This is a genomic window from Chryseobacterium fluminis, assembly GCF_026314945.1.
GTDB lineage: Bacteria > Bacteroidota > Bacteroidia > Flavobacteriales > Weeksellaceae > Chryseobacterium > Chryseobacterium fluminis.
Map to the genome: position 1 here is coordinate 1126559 of NZ_CP111121.1, position 23785 is coordinate 1150343.

General features: G+C 38.1%; 18 protein-coding genes. 12 read left to right on the forward strand and 6 right to left on the reverse strand.

The features are described from left to right. Positions 1 to 3 precede the first annotated feature (3 nt). A complete protein-coding gene (locus ODZ84_RS05140; protein WP_266175924.1) occupies positions 4 to 771 on the reverse strand; it encodes a ParA family protein in 768 nt (255 codons plus the stop codon). A gap of 646 nt (positions 772 to 1417) precedes the next feature. On the opposite strand from ODZ84_RS05140, the gene mobA reads away from it, so the two are divergent. The 5 genes from mobA to mobC all read left to right on the forward strand — a co-directional run bounded on the left by mobA (position 1418) and on the right by mobC (position 7422). Further along, positions 1418 to 1855, forward strand: coding sequence for a conjugal transfer protein MobA (gene mobA / locus ODZ84_RS05145; protein WP_266175925.1), 438 nt, complete (start codon positions 1418 to 1420; stop codon positions 1853 to 1855). A gap of 1 nt (position 1856) precedes the next feature. Then, positions 1857 to 3146, forward strand: coding sequence for a conjugal transfer protein MobB (gene mobB, locus ODZ84_RS05150; protein WP_266175926.1), 1290 nt, complete (start codon positions 1857 to 1859; stop codon positions 3144 to 3146). A gap of 117 nt (positions 3147 to 3263) precedes the next feature. Next, positions 3264 to 4301, forward strand: coding sequence for an SDR family NAD(P)-dependent oxidoreductase (locus tag ODZ84_RS05155; protein WP_266175927.1), 1038 nt, complete (start codon positions 3264 to 3266; stop codon positions 4299 to 4301). 58 nt (positions 4302 to 4359) lie between these two features. After that, entirely contained in the window at positions 4360 to 5172 is an 813-nt protein-coding gene (locus ODZ84_RS05160; protein ID WP_266175928.1) for an AraC family transcriptional regulator, read from the forward strand. 249 nt (positions 5173 to 5421) lie between these two features. Further along, positions 5422 to 7422 (forward strand): conjugal transfer protein MobC, encoded by a 2001-nt coding sequence (gene mobC / locus ODZ84_RS05165; protein ID WP_266175929.1) that lies wholly within the window; start codon positions 5422 to 5424, stop codon positions 7420 to 7422. A gap of 50 nt (positions 7423 to 7472) precedes the next feature. On the opposite strand, the gene ODZ84_RS05170 is transcribed toward mobC, so the two are convergent. Then, complete coding sequence (locus ODZ84_RS05170; protein WP_266175930.1) at positions 7473 to 8318, reverse strand: RteC domain-containing protein; 846 nt, start codon at positions 8316 to 8318, stop codon at positions 7473 to 7475. A 275-nt stretch (positions 8319 to 8593) separates the two neighbouring features. On the opposite strand from ODZ84_RS05170, the gene ODZ84_RS05175 reads away from it, so the two are divergent. The 3 genes from ODZ84_RS05175 (at position 8594) to ODZ84_RS05185 (ending at position 11294) form a co-directional block, all read left to right on the forward strand. Beyond that, the gene (locus ODZ84_RS05175) at positions 8594 to 9397 is read left to right on the forward strand and encodes an SDR family oxidoreductase (protein ID WP_266175931.1); all 804 of its coding nucleotides are present in this window, start codon (positions 8594 to 8596) and stop codon (positions 9395 to 9397) included. Between the two features lie 6 nt (positions 9398 to 9403). Further along, the gene (locus tag ODZ84_RS05180; protein WP_266175932.1) at positions 9404 to 10315 is read left to right on the forward strand and encodes an alpha/beta hydrolase; all 912 of its coding nucleotides are present in this window, start codon (positions 9404 to 9406) and stop codon (positions 10313 to 10315) included. Between the two features lie 67 nt (positions 10316 to 10382). Then, entirely contained in the window at positions 10383 to 11294 is a 912-nt protein-coding gene (locus ODZ84_RS05185) for a helix-turn-helix domain-containing protein (RefSeq protein ID WP_266175933.1), read from the forward strand. 151 nt (positions 11295 to 11445) lie between these two features. On the opposite strand, the gene ODZ84_RS05190 is transcribed toward ODZ84_RS05185, so the two are convergent. After that, entirely contained in the window at positions 11446 to 13155 is a 1710-nt protein-coding gene (locus ODZ84_RS05190) for a helix-turn-helix domain-containing protein (RefSeq protein WP_266175934.1), read from the reverse strand. Between the two features lie 277 nt (positions 13156 to 13432). Between ODZ84_RS05190 and ODZ84_RS05195 the strand changes: the two genes are divergently transcribed. The 3 genes from ODZ84_RS05195 to ODZ84_RS05205 all read left to right on the forward strand — a co-directional run bounded on the left by ODZ84_RS05195 (position 13433) and on the right by ODZ84_RS05205 (position 15659). After that, on the forward strand, positions 13433 to 13654 hold the full coding sequence (locus ODZ84_RS05195) for a hypothetical protein (RefSeq protein ID WP_266175935.1): 222 nt from the start codon (positions 13433 to 13435) through the stop codon (positions 13652 to 13654). 200 nt (positions 13655 to 13854) lie between these two features. After that, on the forward strand, positions 13855 to 15336 hold the full coding sequence (locus ODZ84_RS05200; RefSeq protein ID WP_266175936.1) for a MauE/DoxX family redox-associated membrane protein: 1482 nt from the start codon (positions 13855 to 13857) through the stop codon (positions 15334 to 15336). A gap of 47 nt (positions 15337 to 15383) precedes the next feature. Beyond that, positions 15384 to 15659, forward strand: a complete 276-nt coding sequence (locus ODZ84_RS05205; RefSeq protein ID WP_179468696.1) for a DUF6520 family protein — start codon at positions 15384 to 15386, stop codon at positions 15657 to 15659. Positions 15660 to 15694: 35 nt separating this feature from the next. Here the strand turns inward: ODZ84_RS05205 and ODZ84_RS05210 are convergent, their stop codons facing one another. From ODZ84_RS05210 to ODZ84_RS05220, 3 genes are read right to left on the reverse strand one after another with little or no spacing between them, the layout of a single operon-like run. After that, positions 15695 to 18136 carry an alpha/beta hydrolase family protein gene (locus ODZ84_RS05210; protein WP_266175937.1) on the reverse strand — a complete coding sequence of 814 codons (2442 nt, stop codon included), beginning with the start codon at positions 18134 to 18136 and terminating at the stop codon, positions 15695 to 15697. Then, a complete protein-coding gene (locus ODZ84_RS05215) occupies positions 18136 to 19524 on the reverse strand; it encodes a RagB/SusD family nutrient uptake outer membrane protein (protein ID WP_266175938.1) in 1389 nt (462 codons plus the stop codon). Before ODZ84_RS05215 ends, ODZ84_RS05210 begins: the two co-directional genes overlap by 1 nt. 11 nt (positions 19525 to 19535) lie before the next feature. Further along, positions 19536 to 22544, reverse strand: a complete 3009-nt coding sequence (locus ODZ84_RS05220; RefSeq protein WP_266175939.1) for a SusC/RagA family TonB-linked outer membrane protein — start codon at positions 22542 to 22544, stop codon at positions 19536 to 19538. Between the two features lie 665 nt (positions 22545 to 23209). Between ODZ84_RS05220 and ODZ84_RS05225 the strand changes: the two genes are divergently transcribed. Further along, positions 23210 to 23509: a hypothetical protein gene (locus tag ODZ84_RS05225; protein WP_266175940.1), complete on the forward strand. Its 300-nt coding sequence runs from the start codon at positions 23210 to 23212 to the stop codon at positions 23507 to 23509. The last annotated feature ends 276 nt before the right edge of the window (positions 23510 to 23785 follow it).

The window sequence follows — 23785 nt, forward strand, 5'->3', positions numbered from 1 at the left end:
TTTTTACAATTTTACAATTCTTAAAAACTCATCCATAAACTGATCAAGCCGGCATAATGTCATCAACTTAGGATCTGCCGGCAGTAATGTCGAACGGAAAACGGTTTTGGCCACCGTCTCCCCTTCTTTGCGAAATCTCTTGCTGTCAGTGATTGATGTTTCCATCAATTGAAGTCCCAGATCTTTGATCACCTTACTGTAATTTTTGTACAATGGGGTTTTCTCCCTGCCATCGACCTGATTCCAGAACAGCTGTATGCTTTTGATCTCGGTATGCTTTTTCTTCATCAGAACATTGGTCAGGACATCCGTAAAACTAAGGGTGCTTTCAAGGACGACCCTATCCGCGGTTATGGGTGAAAAGATGTAGTGGACATTGGCAAGTGTACTCAAGATTCCAGCCGTATTGACCGTGCCTGGTAGATCCAGGAAAACAACATCCGGTACAATTTCGGAATTGTCAACATACGCTTCCAGCTCTGCCAAGACCGTATCGGTCTTGCTTTGGAAAACGGGATAGGCTTTTTTATTGATGGTGGTGAACTGCTTACGGGCCATTTTTTTTAGGACCTCATTTTGCATCACTGTTTTAAGATCCCTCTCCCTCATCTGTATCAGACTGTACTGCGGAAAGTCACAGTCGAATATAGCGACATTGTAACCCATCCGATAATGTAGGATACTGGCGATCAATGTTGTGAAAGTACTTTTGCCTACCCCTCCTTTTTGAGTCGAAAAGGCAATGATTAGTGGTTGTTTTTTTGTTTCCATTTTTCTGATTTTATTGTTGAACATTGGTTAACGATACTTCTAAAGTGACAGCTGGCTGGCTTCAACTACATCCGGCTCTCCTGAGATCTTGCACAGCCGAAATCGGATCTGACTTCAATAATGAAGATCATCCTTCAATCAGTCAATCGGTCTATCCTGAAATGATCCCGTACTTCCTTCAGGATATAATTCCTGACCGATCTCTGTCCTGTGTGAATTCCGGATTTCCGGAAAGCTTGAATTCCTGAATGCTTGCCTTCAGGAACTCAAACAATTTTGCCATACATCATTCCTGCTGACATTCTGGTACAAATAAATAGCATCCGCCTGCACTCAGCTTCTGAGTGGTTGTCTTTGTCTCGCAGTGGTCTTGTTTGGCGTTATGCACATCAGAGGTTCTGTAAAGCATTGTGGTTTACTTTGTCAAAGCTTAGTTGACTGGTTTAAAGCTCTGCTCCTTTAATTAGAGAAAGAACCTGCGATGCAGGATCAAATCCATTGTATTTTGGGTTTATCCTTTCACCCGAAAGGCGCAAGTTGTGTTTTGAGCATCTCGAAACGTTTTCGGATGCGCAAAACAACTTGCCCTTGCAGGAGGCAGAAACAATCTCCGAAGTCGATGTTTTGTAATTTAATTGGACAGACGATGAATGAACATAATGGTAAACCACAGAAAAAAACGGGACGCCGTCCGAAGACCGATCCTGCAAAGATCCGATATACGATCTCATTTAATGAGATGGAACATTCCCGCTTTCTTGAACTTTTTGACGAGTCGGGAATGAAAGTGAAGGCCCATTTTATCACTTCATGCATTTTCGAAAAGACAATAAAGACCATTAAAGTGGATAAAGGAACAGTAGATTTCTATATGCGTTTGACCTCATTTCACAGCCAGTTTCGGACTGTTGGAGTGAACTACAATCAAATAGTCAAGATCCTGTACCATAACTTTTCTGAGAAAAAAGCGGCTTCGTTACTCTATAAATTGGAAAAGAACACTGTCAAATTGGTGGACATTTTCAAAAAAGTGATGCAGTTGACAGAGGAATTTGATCAGAAACATTTGAAAAATCAAGAATAAAATGATCGCAAAAATTGGAAGAAGCAGTAATCTTTTTGGCACCCTGTCTTATAATAATTCAAAAATGGAACAGGATAAGGGAGAAATTCTGATGACCAATAAAATGATTGAAACAGCTGACGGGAAGTATTCTGTTGCTCAATTGGCGAGATCATTTGAACCTTACCTGGTGGCGAACCGAAATACTGAAAAACACACCTTGCATATCTCCTTAAATCCTGATCCTAAAGATCAAGTCTCTAATGAACAATATAAAGAAATGGCTCACCTTTATATGAATGAGATGGGTTTTGATGGTCAGCCATTTGTAGTATTTAAACATAATGATATCGACCGGAGTCATATCCATATTGTTTCAGTCTGCGTGGATGAAGATGGAACGAAAATATCCGACAAATTTGAAAAGATCCGATCGATGAAAATCTGCCGGGAATTGGAAAATAAATTTGGTCTTATATCAGCAGTTGCGAACCAGTCTCAGCAAAATCACAAGATCTTTCGACCGATTGATTATAAGGCTGGAGATATTAAAAGCCAGATCGCGTCGGTAATACGACACATATCCTCTTACTACCAATTTCATTCGTTAGGGGAATATAATGCCTTGCTTTCATTATTTAATATTACTGTGGAGAAAGTGGAGGGAGAATTAGGAGGTCAACTAAAAAGAGGATTGTTTTATTTTCCTTTAGATGACCAAGGAAAAAATGCTGGAAATCCTTTCAAGGCATCTTTGTTTGGGAAAAATGCAGGAATCGATGCCCTCGAAAAACACTGCACTGCTTGTAAAAACAAAAATAATGATCAACTGCTCAAACAAAATTTAAAAAAAAAGATTATGGAGGCTCATCATTCTTCAAAAGATGAGCAAGCATTTAAAAAGAAATTGAAAAATGAGGGAATTGACACTGTTGTCCGTAAAAATGATAATGGTAGGATCTATGGAATAACGTTTATTGATCACCGATCCAGAACAGTATGGAACGGGTCAAGATTGGGGAACGAGTATTCTGCAAATATGTTTAATTATCAGTGGAACAAAAAAATCCCACCTGCGATAAAGGAATCAGCAGAACCACAGACAAGAATAACCACATCAAAAGATTCGGATATTTCTCAAGAACAATCACATCACTTATTTGACTTCTTGAATAGTTCAAAATATGCAGACGAATTGACTGAGGCATTTGGTAGTTTATTTCCCGAAACTCGAGGAAAGGATTACGACGAGCAGGATTTTGAAAATAAGATGAAGAAGAAACAGAAACGCAAAGGAGGTCAGCGAAAGTAGTTTTGCTCTTCATTTGTACAGATTGATTGTTGAGCCTATAAACAAAGTAAAAACGACTCTATAACAAAGTTTGCCGTCAAATGTCTATCTAACTTTGCTTCAACAAAAATTAAAAAAATGAATCAGAATAATTACAACGGAGCATTGCAACAACCGATAGGTTCAGGCTTCAACGCAAAATCAACCACAACAGATATAATCGAAGGAATTGACCTAAAAGGCAAAATCGCGATCGTAACGGGTGGGTACAACGGGCTGGGTCTGGAAATCACAAAAACATTAACCTCTGCAGGAGCTACGGTGATCGTTCCGGCAAGAGATACTGAAAAAGCAAAGAAAAATCTGGAAGGAATTACAAATGTAGAACTGGAAAATATGAATCTGACCGATCCCGTATCCATTGATGCATTTGCTGAAAGATTTTTGGCTTCCGGCAGACCGTTGCATCTGCTCATTAATAATGCAGGTATCATGTGGACACCTTTGCATCGAGATGAGCGCGGGTATGAAGCGCAGTTTTCCACCAATCATTTGGGACATTTTCAATTGGTCGCAAGGCTTTGGGTTGCATTGAAAAAAGCAAATGGAGCAAGGGTCGTCAATGTTTCCTCTTCAGGGCATTATTTTTCGCCTGTTGTTTTTGACGACATCAACTACAATACAAGAGAATACAACAAATTTGAAGCTTATGGACAAGCCAAAACCGCGAACATTCTCTTTACAGTAGAGCTGGACAAGAAAGCGCAGGAATTCGGCGTCAGGTCCTACACACTGCATCCAGGTTTGATTTTGGAGACCAACCTGGGAAGACATCTCAAGATTGATGATTATATTGCATTAGGGGCTGTAAATCCTGACGGAACACCGAACGCAGAATCTGAAACAGCAATGAAAAAAATACTCAAAACAACCGAACAGGGAGCTGCTACAACTGTCTGGGCTGCGACAAATCCACAATTGAAAGACATAGGAGGTGTCTATATGGAAGATGTGGAGATTGCTAATTATGACCCGGAATTCTATACCAGTGGAGAATGGAAAAAAGAAAGATACGGGATGAAAGGTGTAGCTCCATTCGCATTGGAAGCCAAGGCTGCTCAAAAACTTTGGACTTTGAGCGAAGAATTGACAGGCGTCAGGTTTGACGTTATATAATCAAAAGAAGTTAGGCACCAAAATACGTTGCCTAACTTCTTTTCTTTAACTTTGTACTATGGCTAAAAGACAAGTATACAACAATGCCGAAATCGTTTTTACCTGTAGCGAAGCATTTCATTACAAAGGGGAAATGATCGTTGAGGAACATTCATTGGTGCGGGTTTTATCAGGCGAGCTAAAAGTAATCCAGGCAGATAAGACCTATATTTTCGGAGCAGGAGAGACCCATCTGTTCCCAAGAAATCAATTGGCCACACTCATCAAATATGAAAAAGACGGTTTGCCTTACCAGGCGATTGTTATGAAACTCACAACTTCTTATTTACAGGACTTCTACACAAATCATACAATTGAAAACGTACTCCGTAAATCACAGAAAATAGTAGCGCTGACTAAAAGCCCACTGCTGGCCAGTTTCTTTGCCTCATTGCTCCCTTACTTTGAACTGGAGAACAAGTTACCATCGGAAATCTCCAAACTCAAAATAACAGAAGCCATTACCATACTTCGTACTTTAAATAAAGACATTGACTGCATTTTGTCCGATTTTTCCGAACCTCACAAGATCAATATCTCCGAGTTTATGGAGCGGAATTATATGTTCAATATGCCCATAGAAAAATTTGCATACCTGACAGGAAGAAGCCTGACGACTTTTAAACGTGATTTTAAAAAGACTTTCGCCACTACACCACAAAAATGGCTGACAGAGAAAAGGTTGGAGTTGGCACGGTACCAGCTTGTCGAAAAACGCAGAAAACCTATCGACATTTTTTACGAAGTCGGCTTTGAAAACTTATCACATTTTTCCTATGCTTTTAAAAAACACTTTGGCTTGGCCCCGACAGAATTGATTAGTCAGAGTTGAGACTATTAATTCCTGAATGTAGTAGCTATTACAAATCATAGTTTTTATACAATATCACTGACAACACTCCTTATAATAAAACAAATTCTGTTAAACTAGGAAGCTTGTCGCCATTCTATAATTTTAGAAAAAAAACGACATTTGACTAAAGTTGTGTCAGACACTGCCACATAATTCCATTGACTTACACATTCGTATAGCCATTATCTATAGCACTTAAATTTACGCCCAAACATTAAAATTTAAACTATGCAGGGAGAAGACGATTTAAGAGGATTTGCCAAAATAATGGCATTTATGAGAGCGGTAAGTATCATATTGGTTTTGATGCATCTATATTGGTTTTGTTATGGCCTGTTTGTCGAGAGTGGATGGACCTTAGAGATTGTCAATAAAATCCTGCAGAACTTTAACAGGACAGCAAGTTTATTCAGCTATCCTCTATATTCAAAACTTTTTGCAGTAGTATTACTGAGCCTGAGCTGTCTTGGTACCAAAGGTGTAAAAAATGAAAAGATCACATGGCAGAAGATAGTGGTTGCGTTAGGTTTGGGCGTTTTATTCTTCTTTTTTAGCATACCCCTTTTACAACTTTCATCGGACTATGTGGTTCCCTTATATATGCTGTCAACTGGTTCGGGTTATATTTTCTTGATGATGGCTGGTGTGTGGATGAGCCGCCATCTGAAACATAATTTAATGGATGATGTATTCAATAATGAAAATGAAAGCTTCCAACAGGAGATAAAACTACTATACAATGAATATTCAGTCAATCTGCCTACCAAATTTTACTATCAGGGAAAATGGCATCACGGATGGATCAATGTGGTCAATCCATTTCGTGCTACCATTGTTTTAGGTACGCCCGGCTCTGGAAAATCATTCGCTGTGGTCAACAACTACATAAAACAGCATATTGAAAAAGGCTTCTCCATGTATATCTATGATTTTAAATTTGATGATCTCTCGACCATTGCATACAATCATCTTTTACAACATTCCGAATGTTATCAGATAAAGCCTAAATTTTACATCATCAACTTTGATGATCCCAGAAAAAGTCATCGGTGCAATCCATTTAACCCGAACTTTATGACGGACATCTCTGACGCCTATGAAGCGGCGTATACCATTATGCTGAATCTTAACCGAAGCTGGATTCAAAAGCAGGGCGATTTTTTCGTGGAAAGCCCTATCATCCTTTTGGCTGCGATCATTTGGTTTCTGAAAATTTATGAGAATGGTACATACTGTACTTTTCCACACGCCATCGAACTGCTGAATAAGAAATATGAGGATGTTTTTACGATTCTCACTTCTTACTCCGAATTGGAGAACTACCTCTCTCCTTTTATGGATGCGTGGCAGGGAGGCGCACAGGATCAGCTCCAAGGACAGATCGCTTCGGCAAAGATCCCCTTGTCACGAATGATCTCTCCACAGTTATATTGGGTGATGACTGGGGATGATTTTTCGTTAGACATCAATAATCCGAACGAACCTAAGATACTATGTGTAGGCAACAATCCGGATCGACAGAACATCTACTCTGCTGCATTAGGACTTTATAACTCCAGAATTGTCAAACTGATCAATAAAAAAGGCCAGCTGAAAAGTTCAGTCATTATTGATGAGCTGTCTACCATCTATTTCAGAGGATTGGATAATCTGATCGCAACTGCCAGAAGCAACAAGGTTTCTGTCTGCTTGGGATTTCAGGATTTTTCACAGCTGACCAGGGACTATGGCGATAAAGAAAGCAAAGTGATCCAAAACACCGTGGGGAATATTTTTAGTGGACAGGTGGTCGGAGAAACGGCAAAAGCCCTGTCAGAGAGATTTGGTAAGGTTTTGCAAAAAAGGCAAAGCATCTCAATCAGTAGAAATGATACTTCAACATCCATTTCAACACAATTGGACAGCCTGATCCCGGCCTCTAAGATCTCAACATTGACACAAGGCATTTTTGTTGGGGCGGTTTCCGATAATTTTGATGAAAGGATCGAACAGAAAATTTTCCATTCGGAGATCGTCGTTGATAACGTTAAACTTTCTTCGGAGCAAAAGAGTTATCAAAAAATACCTCAGATCCGTTCATTTGTAGACGGGCAGGGAATCGATTACATGCAGGAAGAAATTACAGCCAACTATAAAAAAATCAAAGCTGACATTCTTCATATAATAAATGATGAAATTGAGAGAATTTCAAATGATCCCGATCTAAAACATCTGATTAATAAAGATTAAATAAAAACCTCAAACATATATTTACATATCTGAGGTTTTAAAAATTTTGATCACTCGCCGTCTGTATTTAAAAAATATTGATTGAGATGATCAGTGACCAGATTTAAAAACTTGGTGGGTCCCTGTTTTCTGTTGCGAATCTCAAATATGGTCTTGTGGAAATTTCCAAGGTCCGTGTCCAAAGATTTTTCTACAAATTTGATCACCTCACTAAGTTCTATATTGCCTCCGTTAAAACAGCGCATTTGATACAGCGCATAAACCAATTCGATCAAACCGACCTTGGATGCAGACCAAGCTAATGGCGATAAAGCTTGTTTGCTTTTATTCTCACTGAGATTTTCGATCTGTCTTTTTAAGTACTGATCAAATTGCTGGTTGGCAATGAATCTGGCAACCATATGATCGTGAGAAGTTGTAAAGGTAGTGTCAAAATTGTAAAAACCGAATGATAATTTCATTTTCAGGTCGTAAGAATTTCTGACAAATAGCTTATGGTCAAGATAGGTCGCTTCCCTTCTGTAATAGCTGTAAAGCTCTGCTTGCTCCATATAAAAAATCCTTAGTTTTTCCTGTTCAGCCTCGTAGTATTTTTTTAAGGCTTTATTGCCTGCATTAGGCTTGTGTGACTCAACATCCAAAATCGTCGAGTAGTAAATGAATTTGGAAATAAACTGAGGTTTCAGCTTTTTGAAAAAATATACCTCTTCAGCGATATGGTCAAAATGATGGGTAGAGATCATTTCTTTCAATTTACGAATGGATTCATCGATTATCAATAATGATCTCTCTGCTACCTTCACCATATCTTCATCTTCGTCGTACACTTGATTGATTTCCAACTCGAGGTTGTCATGTAATTTTGTGATTTTTCTAAAAATAGCTTTTGTTACCATGTCCTTTTTTCAGAAATTTACAAAAATTCGCGTATTCATGCGATAATTAGCTGATAACCAAATCCTTTTTGCGTTGTATGATCTGATCAGTCGAACGTGTTTCATCGGATCTAACACTAAAGAGTCGAGAACCTCTTGCTATACTCTTGCCTTCTTCAATGCTTAGTACATACAGCTATCCCTCAGCTTCAATTTGGAAACACATATCCGCAATTTGGAAACATCCACACAGTTTCTTTATAAGACCTTTGCTATAAGAATTTAAACAAAGAAGAGTGCAGAAAACCATTTTTATTACAGGAGCTTCTACAGGGCTGGGAAAAGCCACAGCCAAGTTATTTCAAGCCAAAGGCTGGAACGTGATCGCTACAATGAGAGATCCTGAAAAAGAAACAGAACTTAGACAATTATCCAATGTTACTATTTTAAAATTAGACGTCACAGACATTGAACAGATCAAAAGTGTAGTTGCCGCAGCTGTAAGCATCCATTCTGTTGATGTTGTCTTCAACAATGCCGGCTATGGACTGATCGCCCCATTTGAAAGCCTCAGTGATGAGCAGATCGTAAAACAAATCGAGACCAACCTATTAGGCGTTTTTAGAGTTACCAATGAATTTATTCCTCACTTCAGAGAAAAGGAAGCTGGTATTTTTATCACAACTACGTCTATGGGTGGATTTATAGGTTTCCCTATCAGTTCCGTATACCACGCCGCCAAATTCGGTTTGGAAGGTTGGTCGGAAAGTCTTTCACACGAACTTTCGTTATTTAATGTTCAAGTAAAAACTATTGCACCTGGAGGAATTTTAACAGATTTTTCAGGCAGATCACTAGATACAAACTCACATGACTCTTATAAAGAACTGGAAACAAAAATGTTTGAGGGTATCGACGGGATGATGAAGAACGCCTCTACCGCTGAGAAAATCGCAGAGATTGTTTATGAAGCTGCTACAGACGGTAAAGATCAGGTACGGTACCTTGCCGGCGAAGATGCAAAGGCAATCTATGCAAGGCAGCTCGAAATCGGGACAGAAGAAATGAGAAAAGAAATAAGAACCCAAATGGTAGGATAAATAAAAATGCAAAAATCAATCAAATTCAAGAATAAAAACTGGGAAATTGCAGCACATCTTAATTTGCCGGACAACTTTGATGAAAACCTAAAATACAGCGCCATCATCTGTGTCCATCCCGGAAGCAGTGTCAAGGAACAAACGGCTGGGGAGTATGCTGAAAAACTGGCAAAAGAAGGATTTATCACCATTGCATTTGATGCCTCTTTTCAGGGAGAAAGCGGTGGAGAACCTAGATTTCTGGAAGATCCGGCAACGAGAGTTGAAGACATCAAATGTGCGGTGGATCATCTTACAACATTGGATTTTGTCGATAACGAAAAGATCGGCGTTTTAGGAATCTGTGCGGGCGGTGCTTATTCAGCCAATGCGGCTTTGACAGAAAGACGAATCAAAGCAGTCGCCACGGTTTCAGCTTCTAATTTTTGCCGCGCTTACAAAGAGAGTCTGGATCCGATCCAGATCCTGGAAGCCGTTAGTAAGCAACGTACATCTGAAGAAAATGGCGCTGAACCGTTGATCGTCAACTGGACCCCAAATTCTGCGGAGGAAGCAAAAGAACAGGGAATCGAGGAAATGGATCTTTTGGAATGTATCGATTATTACAGAACACCTCGTGGAAATCATCCGAGATCATCCAATCAACTCCTTTTTACAAGTTTTGGGAATACGGTCAATTTCGATGCTTTCCACTTGGCAGATCAGCTGTTGACACAGCCACTTTTGGTCATTGTCGGAGATAAGGTCAGAGCCTTTGGTTCCTACAGAGATGGATTTGAACTATATAACAAGGCAGCCTCAAAAAATAAAAATATCTTCGTCGTAAAAGGTGCCAGTCATTATGATCTATATGATGAGCCTCAAGCAACTTCTGAAGCTTTGTCACAATTACTTCCATTCTTTAAAGAAAATTTATAATTTTAAATGTTAATAAAAACAAAGTCCTCGTGGTTTTGTCTTTATTATCTTTGTACAAATAAACTTGATGAATACTGTTGATTCCCTATTACAATTCCATCATCTGTTGACTTTGCCTGATCCATTGCATCCTTTGGTCAGCATTGTCGATCTTGAAGATATACGGATTCAGAAAGACTCAATTTTAGAGAAATTCTCCGCCAATTTCTACAGCATATCCTTAAAAAAAGATGTCAAGGCTAAAATGAGATACGGACAGAACCAGTATGATTTTGACAAAGGCGTCCTGAGCTTTACAGCGCCTAAACAGGTTCAAATTCTTGATTTGAGTGAGACTGACTCACAAAATAATGGCGCAGGAACTGGCTATGCCCTATTTTTCCATCCCGATTTTCTGGGAAAACATACTGTTGCTACAACCATCAAAAATTACGGTTTCTTTTCCTATGCAACCAATGAGGCCTTACATCTTTCGGAAAAAGAAGAGAAAAATATTCTTGAGATATTTTTAAAGATCGAACAGGAATATCAACATATCGATAAACATACCCAGGAGATCATCGTCGCTCAGATAGACCTATTGCTAAGCTATTGCAACCGTTTTTATGAAAGGCAGTTCATTACAAGAAGACCAGCAAATAGTGAACTTCTGATCAAAATGGAAAATTTACTGAACGACTATTTTAATGATGAAAAAAGCCTTAAGGAAGGTCTTCCTACCGTCGAATATTTTGCCGGCCAACTCAACCTGTCTACCCATTACCTTAGTGATATGCTTCGCTCTATCACTGGACTAAGTACGCAGCAGCACATCCAAAACAGGTTAATTGAGAAAGCAAAATTGTTCTTAACTACGACAGATCTTTCTGTGGCTGAGATCGCATACAGTTTAGGATTTGAATATCCGCAGTCGTTTAATAAACTTTTCAAAAAAAGAACTGAGATATCCCCTTTGGAATTCAGGAAACAATTCAGATAGTTTAACGAAATTGATCCGACATTCGCAACATTTTTTAAGTATCTCAAAATAAGGATCTGATTTTTAATATTTTTTCAATAGGTTAAGAAATCTTGAAGTAACTCATTTTGTATTCCCATCGTTTTTATAACTGGGAATATTGATGTGCTGGCTAATCGATCTCCAATTCTTTTTTGCGTTGCTTGATGTAATCGGTCGGGCGTATGCCGTTGATCTCGGAGAACAGGTTGGAGAAATTTTGCCGGGATGCTATGCCGCACTCATTTGCCAATGCTTCTATTGTGAACCTAAGATACATATGATTGGTATTAAGGAGATGGGTAATATAGTTGATTCTTAACGCAGCAATATATTTATTGAAGTTCATCCCTTTATGTTCATTGATATAGACTGAAAGATAATGGGAATTGGTCGATAATTTTAAAGCTACGCTTTTTTCGCTTAATCCTTTCTTCAAAAATTGCTTTTCCTGTTCGAACTTTTCAAGCTTTCCTTTGATCTCTAGGGTGATTTCAGGCGTTAAAAATGTTTTCCTTATGGAATTGTCTCTAGGTTCATCCTGTACAATATCATGGATCTCATAAGTTCCCTCTGCTATCTTTTTTTGAAGAAGTTCATACTGCCTTTTTATTTTTCTGTATTTGAGAGAGCGCAAAATAAAGAAACCCAGGGCGATCGATCCGGAAAAAATGATTATCTGGGCATATCTCATCTGTTTGGTATTGGCTTTCTTCATGTTTTCCTTTGCTTCGATCAGGGCTCTACGGTCATAATCTTTATGAAGCTTTGAAGACAGATAGGCATAGTCTTTTGAGATCAGACTATCCGCTTTCAACAATTGATTTGTGTAGTAGAGCTGTTTGGATACATCTACATTTATATTTTTATAATAGTCGATCAGATAGATGTAACTTCTGTAAACCTCCGGGAGTATAAATTCGTGCCTCTGAAAGATGGTGTCTAATTCACTGTAGTAATAGATTGTTTTGTTCTGATCATTTTGAGCTTTTGCAATATTACCCAGATAATAGTAGATCACCTGCGCCCAGGCAAAGTCATTACGTTTTAAAATGACAGGCAAAGCTCTTTCCAGATCTGTCTTGGCTTCCCTGTACTCTTGCTTATGAAATTTTGAAATGCCGATACATTTCAGAAAATAACTGTTTTCAAGGGTAAAGTCAGGGTTACCTTTGGTAAGCTGATAACCGAGCTGACTTAGGCTGTCACTTTTTGAAAAGTTTTTCAAATATCTGTTGTTAACGATCATTTGATGAAGACTGTTCAGATATGCCTTTTTGTAATTATACCTCTCATTTTCATGAAGCTTATGATCGGGCTCTGAACTGTAAAATACAGCGCATTCCTGAAAGTGTTCCAAGGCCTCATTGTAATAGCCCAAATGTTCTTTAACGATTCCCAGATGATAAATAACTTTGTAGTGATGATACTGATCTTTCGATCCCTTTGAATACTCATAGGCTTTTAAGTATTGATCAAGAGCCAGTTTGTATTTCTTTTGATAGAAATAGTAGACAATGCCTTTGCTCAGATAGTCCTTACTAATATCTTCTTTGTTACCAAGTGTCAAGCTCACGGCAATGGCACTGTCAGCATACTTGATCTTGTTTTGGTAATCGAACTGTCTCCCATCCCTGTAACCCTGAACTAATTTTGGAAGGTTATTTTCCCTCTTTGCTTTTTGGATAAACAATTTGACGTGTGGCACTGCATCCATATCGTCTATGGTCATTTTTTCATAGTATTTTCTGATCTCCTTGAACGTCCTGTCTTTTTTTTGCTGGGAAAATGCTAGTTGCGATAATACAGAAAAGAGGACGAGAAAGTAATTTAACTTTTTCATATACTGATTATTAGAACCTCACCATCCCAAAATTAATCATTTTGCCCTTAAATAAAGAAGTTTTCGCCTCTTACTTGACCTCTTGACGCTTGTCATTCTAAACCACCAACATATAAGGCGATCAGAGGTTGTTTCGAGATGTATCAATTTTAAAATTGAGACGTGTCTATTTTAAAATTGCTCCGTAGAACAGTTTTTTTCGTGTCTTCAGCCAGATAACTTTGGCTTCAGAATTCTAATTCAATCCGGCCGGGATAACCAACTTAAAATAATTAAAATGAAAAAGTTTATCCCAATATTTAGTGTAGCGATAGCTTCAGTTTTTATGCAAAACTGTGCAAACCGAGATGAAGATGTCATATCTGAGAACGATCAATTACAGGAGATTGAAAAAACGCTGATGATGCGAGGTGATTCGACCAGAACATCAGAAGAGATTGTAGATCCTGATCCGCCGGTAAGAGACGGTGACAACTGGCGGCTTGTTCCATACAAATAAAAAAAGATGACCTATGATTCCCCTTACCTCCATATCAGTTGTCACAGGCTTACCATGTCCGGAAAGCGGTATCTGGGAAAGTATGGGGAATTTTAGAACGACTGTCACCTTATTCAAAGGCGAGAAAATGCCTGACTATTGTGGAAGGAAGATCAAATGGAGATTGATTCAAGTTTGTTAAATAACTAAGCAACAAAGTCATGAAAAGATTATCATTCATTTTTAACGAAGTTACCTCTTATTTTTTTATTCTACTGTTTCTGTACGCAAGCGTGAGCAAAATATTGGATTTCGAAAATTTTCAGGTTCAAATCGCACAGTCACCTTTATTAAGTTCTTATGCCGGGATTGTATCATATCTTGTCATCATCATAGAATTGATGATTGTCGCAATCCTACTGTTTCCTAAAACCAGGCATATAGGCTTATATTCTTCATTAGGAATTATGTCAGCATTTACAATGTACATTTATTTAATTCTTGAGTATAGTGAATTTGTGCCTTGTTCTTGTGGTGGCATTCTTGAGAATATGAGTTGGAGAACTCACTTTAATTTCAATGCTATATGTGTCATTATATTGATGATCGCTATATGTTTATCTGAAGCATATATAAATCAGAAAGCAAAAAAATATCTATCATTGGTTTCGGTCATTGTGATCTTAAGTTCATTGAGTGTTTTTTTACTGTATATTCAATCAGAGAATCAATTAAGAAAAAATAACAATTTTACAAGAAGATACATACCACACGTACTAGAAGATGAAGTAAGGCTCAATATAAATTATAACTCGTTTTATTTTATCGGTCAGGATAAGAATAACATTTATCTGGGAAATACAACTGCTCCTCTAAACCTCACCATTGTACAAAAGGATCTCCAGAGTTTTTCAAAGTTTAGAATCCCTTTAGATCCGAAATCACACTCGTTCAAAAGTTTAAGAGTGACTTTTCAGATTCCGTATTATTACATTTATGATGGTACCGTTCCTATTATTTATAAAGGTAGTTTAGATCAGGCTGATTCATTACGAACTGTCAGTTTAAATGACATGTACTTTGATCAGCTCAATGTAATATCAGATACATCCTTTCTATTTAGATCCCAAAGTTCAAAATTCAAAACCTTTGTCATTGGAACTTATCAGGATCATCAAATAGATCTTCATTATGACATTCTCGGAACACAAAACCCTGGTTATATAGAGAATGACGGCCTATTAATGTCTGATTTTGATAAAAAGAATTTTATCTACCTGTACTATTACAAAAATGAATTTACTGTCGTCAACAACATAACACATCAACAGAATAAATTTAAACTGATCAGCTTTAACAAAAAGCAAAAAACGGAGACCGTAAAATTACCTGACGGATCAAACAAAATAAAAAATCCGCTTCAGCAAAGTGTAAAAAATGCAACCGTTTCTGGTAATCTTTTATTTGTTAACTCGAATTCTAAAGCCACTCATGATGGAATTATGCAATGGAATAAGGCAAGCATCATTGATATGTATAAAATCAACCAGCAATATTATTCCGGAAGCTTTTTGGTGCCTGACGGCCATGGTGAAAAAGTTAAGGATATGCTTATTGTTGGAGAATACATATATATTCTAATTGGAAATGAAATTGTCAAATATCATTTTGCGCAACCGATACTTGATGAATTTCGCAGGTAATGCCGAAAACCTGAATTAATTGTAGGCACATCTTAATACTTATTATTATGAAAAATCTTAAAACAGTCCTGATTCCCGTAGCCGTTCTAGTATTCGGTGTCGGAAGTGCTTTTGCAACCAATAAAGCAAAAACAGACAAAAAAGCAGAAATTGCTTATTACTTCGATGCATCAGCTCCCAATGAGAAATGTATTGTTGTAGGTGAGGTAGACTGCAATCCGACAAGTGGCCCGATCTGCACAGAATTGGTGGGTGGATCCCCAAGGGTCATGCAGCAATTCCTGAGTGATACCGAGTGTGGCGTAACGCTTCACAGAAATTAAAAAAAGAGGATGCCGAAAGGCATCCTTTTCTATAGTTAATCGATCCAGTCAGGTTTTTGTTCTCCTTTCAAATAGTACCCAAACCACTGAAGAATTCTATTATGAAGATCTTTGGCAGTGGTTTTTGAGGAAAAGATATGCCCTTCGTCGGGATAGGCAAGCAATGTTGCATTTTTATTATTTCTTTTTAGGCCAATAAAGAATTCCATGACCTGTCCCCATTCAATATTCTTATCCTTTTTTCCTGTCCATAAAAGTACCGGTTTTGATACGTGTTCTACATAATTGATAGGATTATTTATAAAATAAAGGTACTTATCCTTAACAAATGGTTTTTTCATCTCATACTGTCCGTTCTCAAACTGCCAGTAAAAAGGACTGATAAATTCTTCGTTTAGGGAATAATAAGATCTGATAATATCACTATTGCCCGCACCCGATACATAGGTTGCAAACCGATTGGAATGGGTGGCTATAAAATTAGTGATATAACCGCCATGGGAATGTCCTGTTAATGCCATCTTTTCAAAATCGATCAACGGGTTTCCGACTAAGGCATCGATTGATCTATTGACACAATCCAATGCTGAAATTCCAGTGCCTTTATTGTCAAAAACTATATCGGGCATATAAACAAAATAGCCTTTTTCAATAAGCGTTCTAATGCTAAATCCCGTATCAATATCATTCTCCAACAGCAGTGGAAACTGATTTATTTTATCACTTTGTATCTGATAGACATGGACTACCATTGGATACTTTTTTCCCTCTTTAAAGTGCAGAGGATAATATAAAATACCTCTAAGCCCCACTCCTTCAGCATTTTTATACCTAATGGTTTCAACTTTAATCATCGATTGGGCTTCATCTCTTTTATTTGATCGGAAGAGTACTTTTTTACTGTAAAATCTGCGGACATCGATGATCTGCTTAGGCTGATTGAAATTTTCCTCTGTAAATAAGTAGGCTTTTTTTGCGTTATCAGTTTTTTGAAGGACAATTTTTGACTGAGTCGAGTTGATCATTCTGTGGTACTTGTTGCCATCTTTTTCAAATACCGATTTCGTTAAATTCAATTCATCATTGACTTCGAATAAATAATTAAACGAGTTAAGAACTTTGCAATAGAAAGAAATCTCAAAAGGGTAATTTGGAAAATTGGAAGTGTAGTTAAAACTTAAGATCTTATAATTGCCTTTTTCTTTATTAAAGAGTGGCCTGATATTTCGGTCTGTGATATCATATTCCCATATGCCTTCTGAGCCGTCAAAACATATCTTATTTTTATCGGTAAAATAGGGATTAGAAAAGGCAACATCTTCAATATTTTCATATTTCATTGAATTGACATCTACTAATTTCCAGTTGTTTCCATTCCTGTAAATAAGATAATTACCATCTGGAGAATAGTTAACGTTAGAGCTTATCGTATCTATAAGATCATAGCTGCCGTTTAAAACATTATAACGGTAAACCTTAGCAGGTGCCTTTTTTAATGTATAATCCTGAAGTTCAGAAAAGCTGAATGCCAGAAAATACGCTTTGTTGCCTATATCAACAACCCTGTTTAATTTTGAATCACCTAAAACTATGGCCTTCTTTTCCTTTGGTGACCATAGGTACTTCATCGTCTCCGATTTCCTGAATTTCTCAATCAAATTATTATCAGAAGTACTCCAAATTTCCGGAGCATCCATCCTACTCTTATCCTTAATTTTTTCAGCATTGATTATTAACTTCCCATCACTTCTTTGGTATGCGGTTGCGGAATTAAAGTTGATGAGCTGATCTTGGGAAAATCTATATTCTTTTTTCAAGGAAACATCATAATACACAATATTCTGTATTAAATTTTCTTTTTTTTCGAAAATCAATAATGTATTATTCTGCAAAACAAGGAGATTCGAAACCTGACCGGAAGACTTGTAGATTGTGATTGCTTTACCATCACTCCACTGTAACAAATGATATTCTTCATTGTTCTTAGCTTGCAAATACAGTCCACCATCAATATAAAATACCTTGACGACTCTGCCTATACTATCAATGACCTTATACCCTTTAAGGTCATATAGTAATACTTGTTGAGAAGTATGTAAAGCAACAATGTTTTCTTTATCCAGTATACCGAAGGTCTGGCAGGCTGGCAATATCTCTTTTTTGTTATGAGCATAGTCAAAGATCTCCGTTCGATCTTTATATTTTAAAATCAAATGATCTGTGCTCCACTGATGGTCTAAAACTTTCAACCTATTATATTGAATTTCAGGTTCTTTGCGGTTGACGATCAGAAGAGTATCAATGTTATCATCGTACATTTTAAAAAATGCCAGCCATTTTCCATCTTTTGAGGTACTTTTCACATGGATATCGTAGGCCTGATTCTGCTTCTTTTCCGCAGAGAGAAAATCACTGTCTTTTTGTGCATAAGCCGGATAGCATATGCACAATAGCATCAGCATAATAATCCTTTTCATCAGTATCCCTGGTTTTGTGGATTAAGGTTTGGATTGATGGTCAGTTCTTTCTCAGGAATTGGAAAAGCATTATGAAAGCTTTTCCAGCTGGGCTTGGACAAAGCAATAATGTCCATTTTCTTTAACCGCTTCAGATCAAAAAAACGGTGTCCCATTTCAGCAAAGAACTCATGTCTGAATTCGTCTGCAATTCTGTTGATCATATTCTCTTTTGAAAGCCCGGAAGGCAATGGAGCAATTCCCGCTCTCTGTCTCAATTTGTCGACGAGAGGTTTAGCCTCTGCTATTTTGTTTTGCTGGGTCAAGCTTTCTGCATACAACAGGTACACTTCCTCAATTCTAAACACAACTGAATTCTCGGTTGTATTCGAATTGACAGGATTTCTGTATTTCATCGGACGGAAATACGTTTTCCCATTGATGACCGTTGGTAGTATCCACGATTGCTTCCTCAAATCGCCGGTTTCGAAAGAATTGACCAATGCATCCGACAGTGCAAATGTTGTCGGAAGACTTGTTGTGAAATTATACAACAGATATTCTTTCGTTGCATCTGTAGAGCTAGCCGGTTTTAACTGCCATAAAATATGTTTGCCTGTCTTATTGAAGACCTTAGTCAGATCTGCTTCCCAGACATATAACGGTGATTGTACTATTTGTGAAAATAAGTTTTCCGCCTCATTCCACTTTTCACCCACTAAGAGAACTTTGCCTAATAAAAGTTCAGCAACCTTTCTACTGATGTAGATTCTTTCCTGATTGGCATATTGATCGCTGAGACCATCCAATACTGATTTAAGATCATTTTCAAGTTGAGCCATCACTTGAACTTTTGATATTTTTTTCAACTGGCTGTTGTAGATATAATCCGTTGTATCCGTATAGGGAATCTCATCAAAGATCAGGGACAGATTATAGTATAGCAAAGAACGCAACACCGTAGCTTCTCCGATCAATCGATCTTTATTGGACTGGGAAATTGAAGTGGATTCCTTGACTCCTTTGATGATGGAGTTTGCATAATAGATGTGCTTATAGGCTTTTGACCATAAATTATACACGATGGTATTGCTCGGAATTTGCACATTGTTATACAGATCGACTAAACCATTTTGAATATAGGGCGCATAGCAGGTAAGGTCGTCCGTGTAAGTTCCGAGAATGGCAGCAGAACCCGTGATATCCCCAGATATAATGGAAGAACTCCACAGTTCTGCATATAAACCTGCCACTGCTGCATTGGCTGATGAGACATCTGAAAAAACCTCATTAGTCCCTATCTGATTATAGGGCAGGTCTGTGTCGATAAATTTTTCGCATGAAATTGAACTGAGGATCATGCAACCGACTGTCAGACATTTGATTCTATTGGTGATAATGTTTTTCATTTTGTAAGGCTTTAAAAATTAATTTGGGTACCGATCGACCACGTTTTCAAAGGCGGCAAAAAACCTGTTGCCACAAACTCTGGATCTACTCCGAAATACTTTGTCAGGGTCAGCACATTCTGTCCCTGTAGATAGATGACTACTTGTGCGGATGCTAATTCGACAGGAATTTTGTAGTTGAGCTGTACATTCTTCAATCTGATAAATGAAGCATCACCTACAGCCGCTGTACTTCGCATGAAATTAGCGTGGGCAGCATTCTTTCCGGCATTCGCTCCTGTGCTGTAAGGCATATAGTAACCCGTTGGATTTGATGGAGACCAGACATCAGTAACTTCCTTTGCCTGATTGTTCATCGTTCCTGCTACAGGCATATAGCTGTGATAGTTATAATTGCGCTGTTTCGTAAATTGTATTAAAAATGAGAGATCCCAGTTTTTGTAACTAAAGCGGTTTGACCAGCCCCCATAGAATTTTACGGACAGGTCTTCAATACTTTTATTGTCATCGGGGGATGAAATTTTGCCATCCCCATTGACATCGGTGAATGAATACAATCCTGTTGCCGGATTAATTCCTAAAAAGTCATACAATTTCACGATAGACGTACTTTGTCCGATGACATATTGATTCGCATAGGTCGAACCTTCAAGGTTTGGAAATGCAAGAAGCGTATTCTTAGGAACGGTCAAATTGAGATCGGACTGCCATGAAAAGGTCTTGGTCTTGATCGGCGACGTTCGCAATTCAAATTCCCAGTCTTTATTTTCTACCGTCGCGTTTAAATTGGCCTGCACCGAACTAAAGCCCGTGGTTGCAGGAAGTGGCAAGCCGACAAGCTGGTTGTCAGATCTGTTTCTGTTATAGGAAACATTCAAACCTATTCTCTCTTTGTAAAAAGAAGTCTCTAACGCTAATTCAAGTTTTCTGGTTTTTTCCCAGCTGAAATTACCATTAAACAATCTTGTAGGGACAAGGCCCACAACGCCATTATAAATACTTGTTGAAGCGACCGAATAGGTGTCACGGTACTGGGCATCGCCTATATTATCACTTCCGGCTATTCCGTAACTTCCTCGTAGTTTACCAAAGCTTAACCAGCTTCTGTTACTCAGGAAGTTTTCTTTAGAAAATAGCCATGCGGCTCCTACTGCTCCAAAATTGGCGAACCGGTTATTGGGACCAAATCTGCTGGAGCCATCTCTTCTGCCCGTCACATTAATAATGTATTTATTATCCAGTTGGTAGTTGATCCTTCCAAACACCGCCATATACTTATAGTCTTTGGAGATGATGTCTGAAAAGATCTTGGTCTTTGCCGCATTGATGTTCATCATCAAAGCATTGCTCTCGAATCCTGATCCCTGGATAGACGATTGCTTGGATTCTGATGAGTTGAGCGTGGCACCAACCAGAACATTCAGTTTGCCTTTTCCAATCCTGTAATCTGCATTTAACTGGGGTTCTATATTATAGGAAAAGGACGAGAACGAACTGGTAAATGTACTTGATCCGGTCGCACTGGTAAAGTTGAACGCAGGATTGTATCTCGTATGGGGACGGAGATTGAACTCTTCAAAATTCTGATAGTTGAATCCCGAATTGACGCTGAAACTAATGTTTGGCAAGATCTGATATGAAACGTTCAGACTGCTATTGATCTGCTTGGAATCATTCTGATAGGTGACCACGGTTGAAGCCATCGGATTGGTAAAGGTGTTGTTCTGCCAGTTCAGTGATCCGTCGCTATTGTACAATGCCGGTGCATTGGGACTTAAAAACAGACTGATGTTCGTCAGATCCTCATTGATCACATTGTTGAACTGCTGTGAAAAATTATTCGATAGTGAAATGTTTAATTTATTATCCTTTGACCTGTGGGTAAAACCCATTGACAACACATTGTTCTTGTATTGGTAGTCAGCCGGATAAACCGTGGTCTGCTCATTGTGAGTTGCATTAATACGATACGTCCAACCGTCAGAACCACCCGACAATCCTACGCTCGTATTGGAAGTCGTAGCGGTTTTGCCGATGAGTGTTTTTTGCCAGTCCGTATATCGATTACCATCCCAGGCACCATTGACATCATAAGCCGTAGCAGGATAGGTCGAAATGTTATCATTACCAAATGCGGATTTTCGCATGGCAATGTATTCGGAGGTATCCATCATCTTTAAGCGTGATGCTACGCTGCTGAATGCCAGGCTTGAGCTGATGCTGATGTTGGATTTGTTCTTATTTCCTTTCTTTGTTGTAATGAGAATTACCCCGTTCGCTCCCCTGCTCCCATAAATAGCTGTCGCATCTGCATCTTTTAAAATTTCAAGGCTTTCAATATCATTGGGGTTGATGCTGTTGAGCGGATTGATATTCTGGAAAGGCAGAATCTGTGTTGAGAATACGGAAGTCACAGGAGACGACATCGGCACGCCATCCAATACGTACAACGGTTGGTTACCGTCAACCGCACTGTTGGACAATGTCCGAAGGCTGTTTCTGCCTCTGATCTGTACATCGTAGCCTCCACCGGCTACCCCTGAATTCTGTGTAATGTTTACCCCTGCCATTCTACCCTGTGCGGCTGAAAGGACATTGGTCACAGGTTGGTTTTCTATGTCTTTTGCTGAAACTTTGGCGATGCTACCGGTTCTTTCTTTGTCTTTGACCTTGTAGTAGCCGGCGTTGAGAATAACTTCTTCGATTCCCTTTACTTTTTGTTCTAAGCTGATATTGACGACAGTCTGATTGTTTGCTGTGATTCGTTCTTCAGCGTAATCAGGATGTCTGAACAATAGGATAGGATTTTCTTTTGAAACCTGTAATGTATAGGTTCCGTTTTCGCTGGTGGTCGTTACCTGATCGCTTCCTTCTTGGGAGATAATCACTCCTGAAAGGGGTCTATTGGATGCAGTAACGGTACCGGAAATGGTGCGTATTTGGGCTTTTGTGTTGGTGCTTACAGCGGTCAACATTAGGCCAAAGAAAATACCTCCTATCTTGTAATAGGAATTTTTCATAGATTTGTAAAAGGTTTTTAATTTTCTAAAGATTAATTACTGAACTACGCTCTTTCCCGTAAGTGTCCAAACTGCATGGGAAGGGGCTTTTTTCTTTCTTCTGAATTTTTAAGTTGAGTAGTTTTTTTGATTCTTTTTTAATAAAACTTTCCTGATGCCCTTTGGTGTGAAAAAGGACTGGTGAGGTTCTGTAAGCAGTGACTTCCAGGCACCGGAAAGAATTTAATATGAATGAATCTGTGTCCCGTGTGAGCTATTTAAAGCCGCAATAGGTTGTACCCTCCTATTGTATCGTGTAATCTGATACTATTTTTAGGAAGCGGGCTTAGATTGTAATGTAGATGTAAGGCGAACAGCATTGGAAAAAGACGGCGTGGGACTCTACATTATCAGCTTAGGGGCACTGGTATGCCTTGGAACAGATAAGAGAGCCCACGCCTAGGTCGTGAGCTTAATACTTATCCTCTCGTTCCGTAAATTACCAGTTTTCTAAGCGAGATTCTAAGCAATAGCTTCTAAATATCTTTGAAGTATCGCAAAGTTACATTTTCTGTAACCTATTTTACAAATATAAGAAAAATTTGTTTGGTAAACAAAAGCGTACCAAATAAAAATTTTAATAGTTTTTAATTGCATCCATGTTAAATGATGCTGAGAAAATCATAATGATAAAGACCGCAATTGTACTACGATTATTACTTAGTCGTAATAAAGGATATTCTCAAAATGAAAAATCAGACATTATTGATAGTTATGAAAAAATTGCCATTAATTCCAACGCCGATATACGAAAAGCAACTGTCACAAATGCTTTTAGTGGCAGAAAAAGATCGTCAATGATTACGATAGCTCTTATTGTTGAATCGATGGGATTTACAATGCTTGATTTTGGTGATTTATATTCGAAAATAACAAACAAACAAATATTAGAATTTCAACAAAATATTTTAACACAAAACTCCTAACCGAACTGAGTTAAAAGTTTTTTTACTTTCCTATTTCTTTGTAGCAGCGGTCGGAGCATTTTTGGAGAACTTCTTATGTTCCATTTAATTCTTTTTATTTTTATAAAACTCTTTGTTCGTAGAATAAAGTGAAAATGATAAGACGATAATTGTAATCGTTGAAATAATGCTGTAGATTTTTAGTGCTTTCATCTTTGTTGTTTTTGCTAATATACATTTTTTTATCTCATCTGCGGTGGAGGTAATCACTTGCCTGGAAGATTCTTTGCCAAAAAT

What these genes read in the sequence shown, in the direction of transcription:
- ODZ84_RS05140 (WP_266175924.1), bottom strand. Translation starts at nt 771, where the DNA reads ATGGAAACAAAAAAACAACCACTAATCATTGCCTTTTCGACTCAAAAA.
- mobA (WP_266175925.1), top strand. Translation starts at nt 1,418, where the DNA reads ATGAATGAACATAATGGTAAACCACAGAAAAAAACGGGACGCCGTCCG.
- mobB (WP_266175926.1), top strand. Translation starts at nt 1,857, where the DNA reads ATGATCGCAAAAATTGGAAGAAGCAGTAATCTTTTTGGCACCCTGTCT.
- ODZ84_RS05155 (WP_266175927.1), top strand. Translation starts at nt 3,264, where the DNA reads ATGAATCAGAATAATTACAACGGAGCATTGCAACAACCGATAGGTTCA.
- ODZ84_RS05160 (WP_266175928.1), top strand. Translation starts at nt 4,360, where the DNA reads ATGGCTAAAAGACAAGTATACAACAATGCCGAAATCGTTTTTACCTGT.
- mobC (WP_266175929.1), top strand. Translation starts at nt 5,422, where the DNA reads ATGCAGGGAGAAGACGATTTAAGAGGATTTGCCAAAATAATGGCATTT.
- ODZ84_RS05170 (WP_266175930.1), bottom strand. Translation starts at nt 8,318, where the DNA reads ATGGTAACAAAAGCTATTTTTAGAAAAATCACAAAATTACATGACAAC.
- ODZ84_RS05180 (WP_266175932.1), top strand. Translation starts at nt 9,404, where the DNA reads ATGCAAAAATCAATCAAATTCAAGAATAAAAACTGGGAAATTGCAGCA.
- ODZ84_RS05185 (WP_266175933.1), top strand. Translation starts at nt 10,383, where the DNA reads ATGAATACTGTTGATTCCCTATTACAATTCCATCATCTGTTGACTTTG.
- ODZ84_RS05190 (WP_266175934.1), bottom strand. Translation starts at nt 13,155, where the DNA reads ATGAAAAAGTTAAATTACTTTCTCGTCCTCTTTTCTGTATTATCGCAA.
- ODZ84_RS05195 (WP_266175935.1), top strand. Translation starts at nt 13,433, where the DNA reads ATGAAAAAGTTTATCCCAATATTTAGTGTAGCGATAGCTTCAGTTTTT.
- ODZ84_RS05200 (WP_266175936.1), top strand. Translation starts at nt 13,855, where the DNA reads ATGAAAAGATTATCATTCATTTTTAACGAAGTTACCTCTTATTTTTTT.
- ODZ84_RS05205 (WP_179468696.1), top strand. Translation starts at nt 15,384, where the DNA reads ATGAAAAATCTTAAAACAGTCCTGATTCCCGTAGCCGTTCTAGTATTC.
- ODZ84_RS05210 (WP_266175937.1), bottom strand. Translation starts at nt 18,136, where the DNA reads ATGAAAAGGATTATTATGCTGATGCTATTGTGCATATGCTATCCGGCT.
- ODZ84_RS05215 (WP_266175938.1), bottom strand. Translation starts at nt 19,524, where the DNA reads ATGAAAAACATTATCACCAATAGAATCAAATGTCTGACAGTCGGTTGC.
- ODZ84_RS05220 (WP_266175939.1), bottom strand. Translation starts at nt 22,544, where the DNA reads ATGAAAAATTCCTATTACAAGATAGGAGGTATTTTCTTTGGCCTAATG.
- ODZ84_RS05225 (WP_266175940.1), top strand. Translation starts at nt 23,210, where the DNA reads ATGATAAAGACCGCAATTGTACTACGATTATTACTTAGTCGTAATAAA.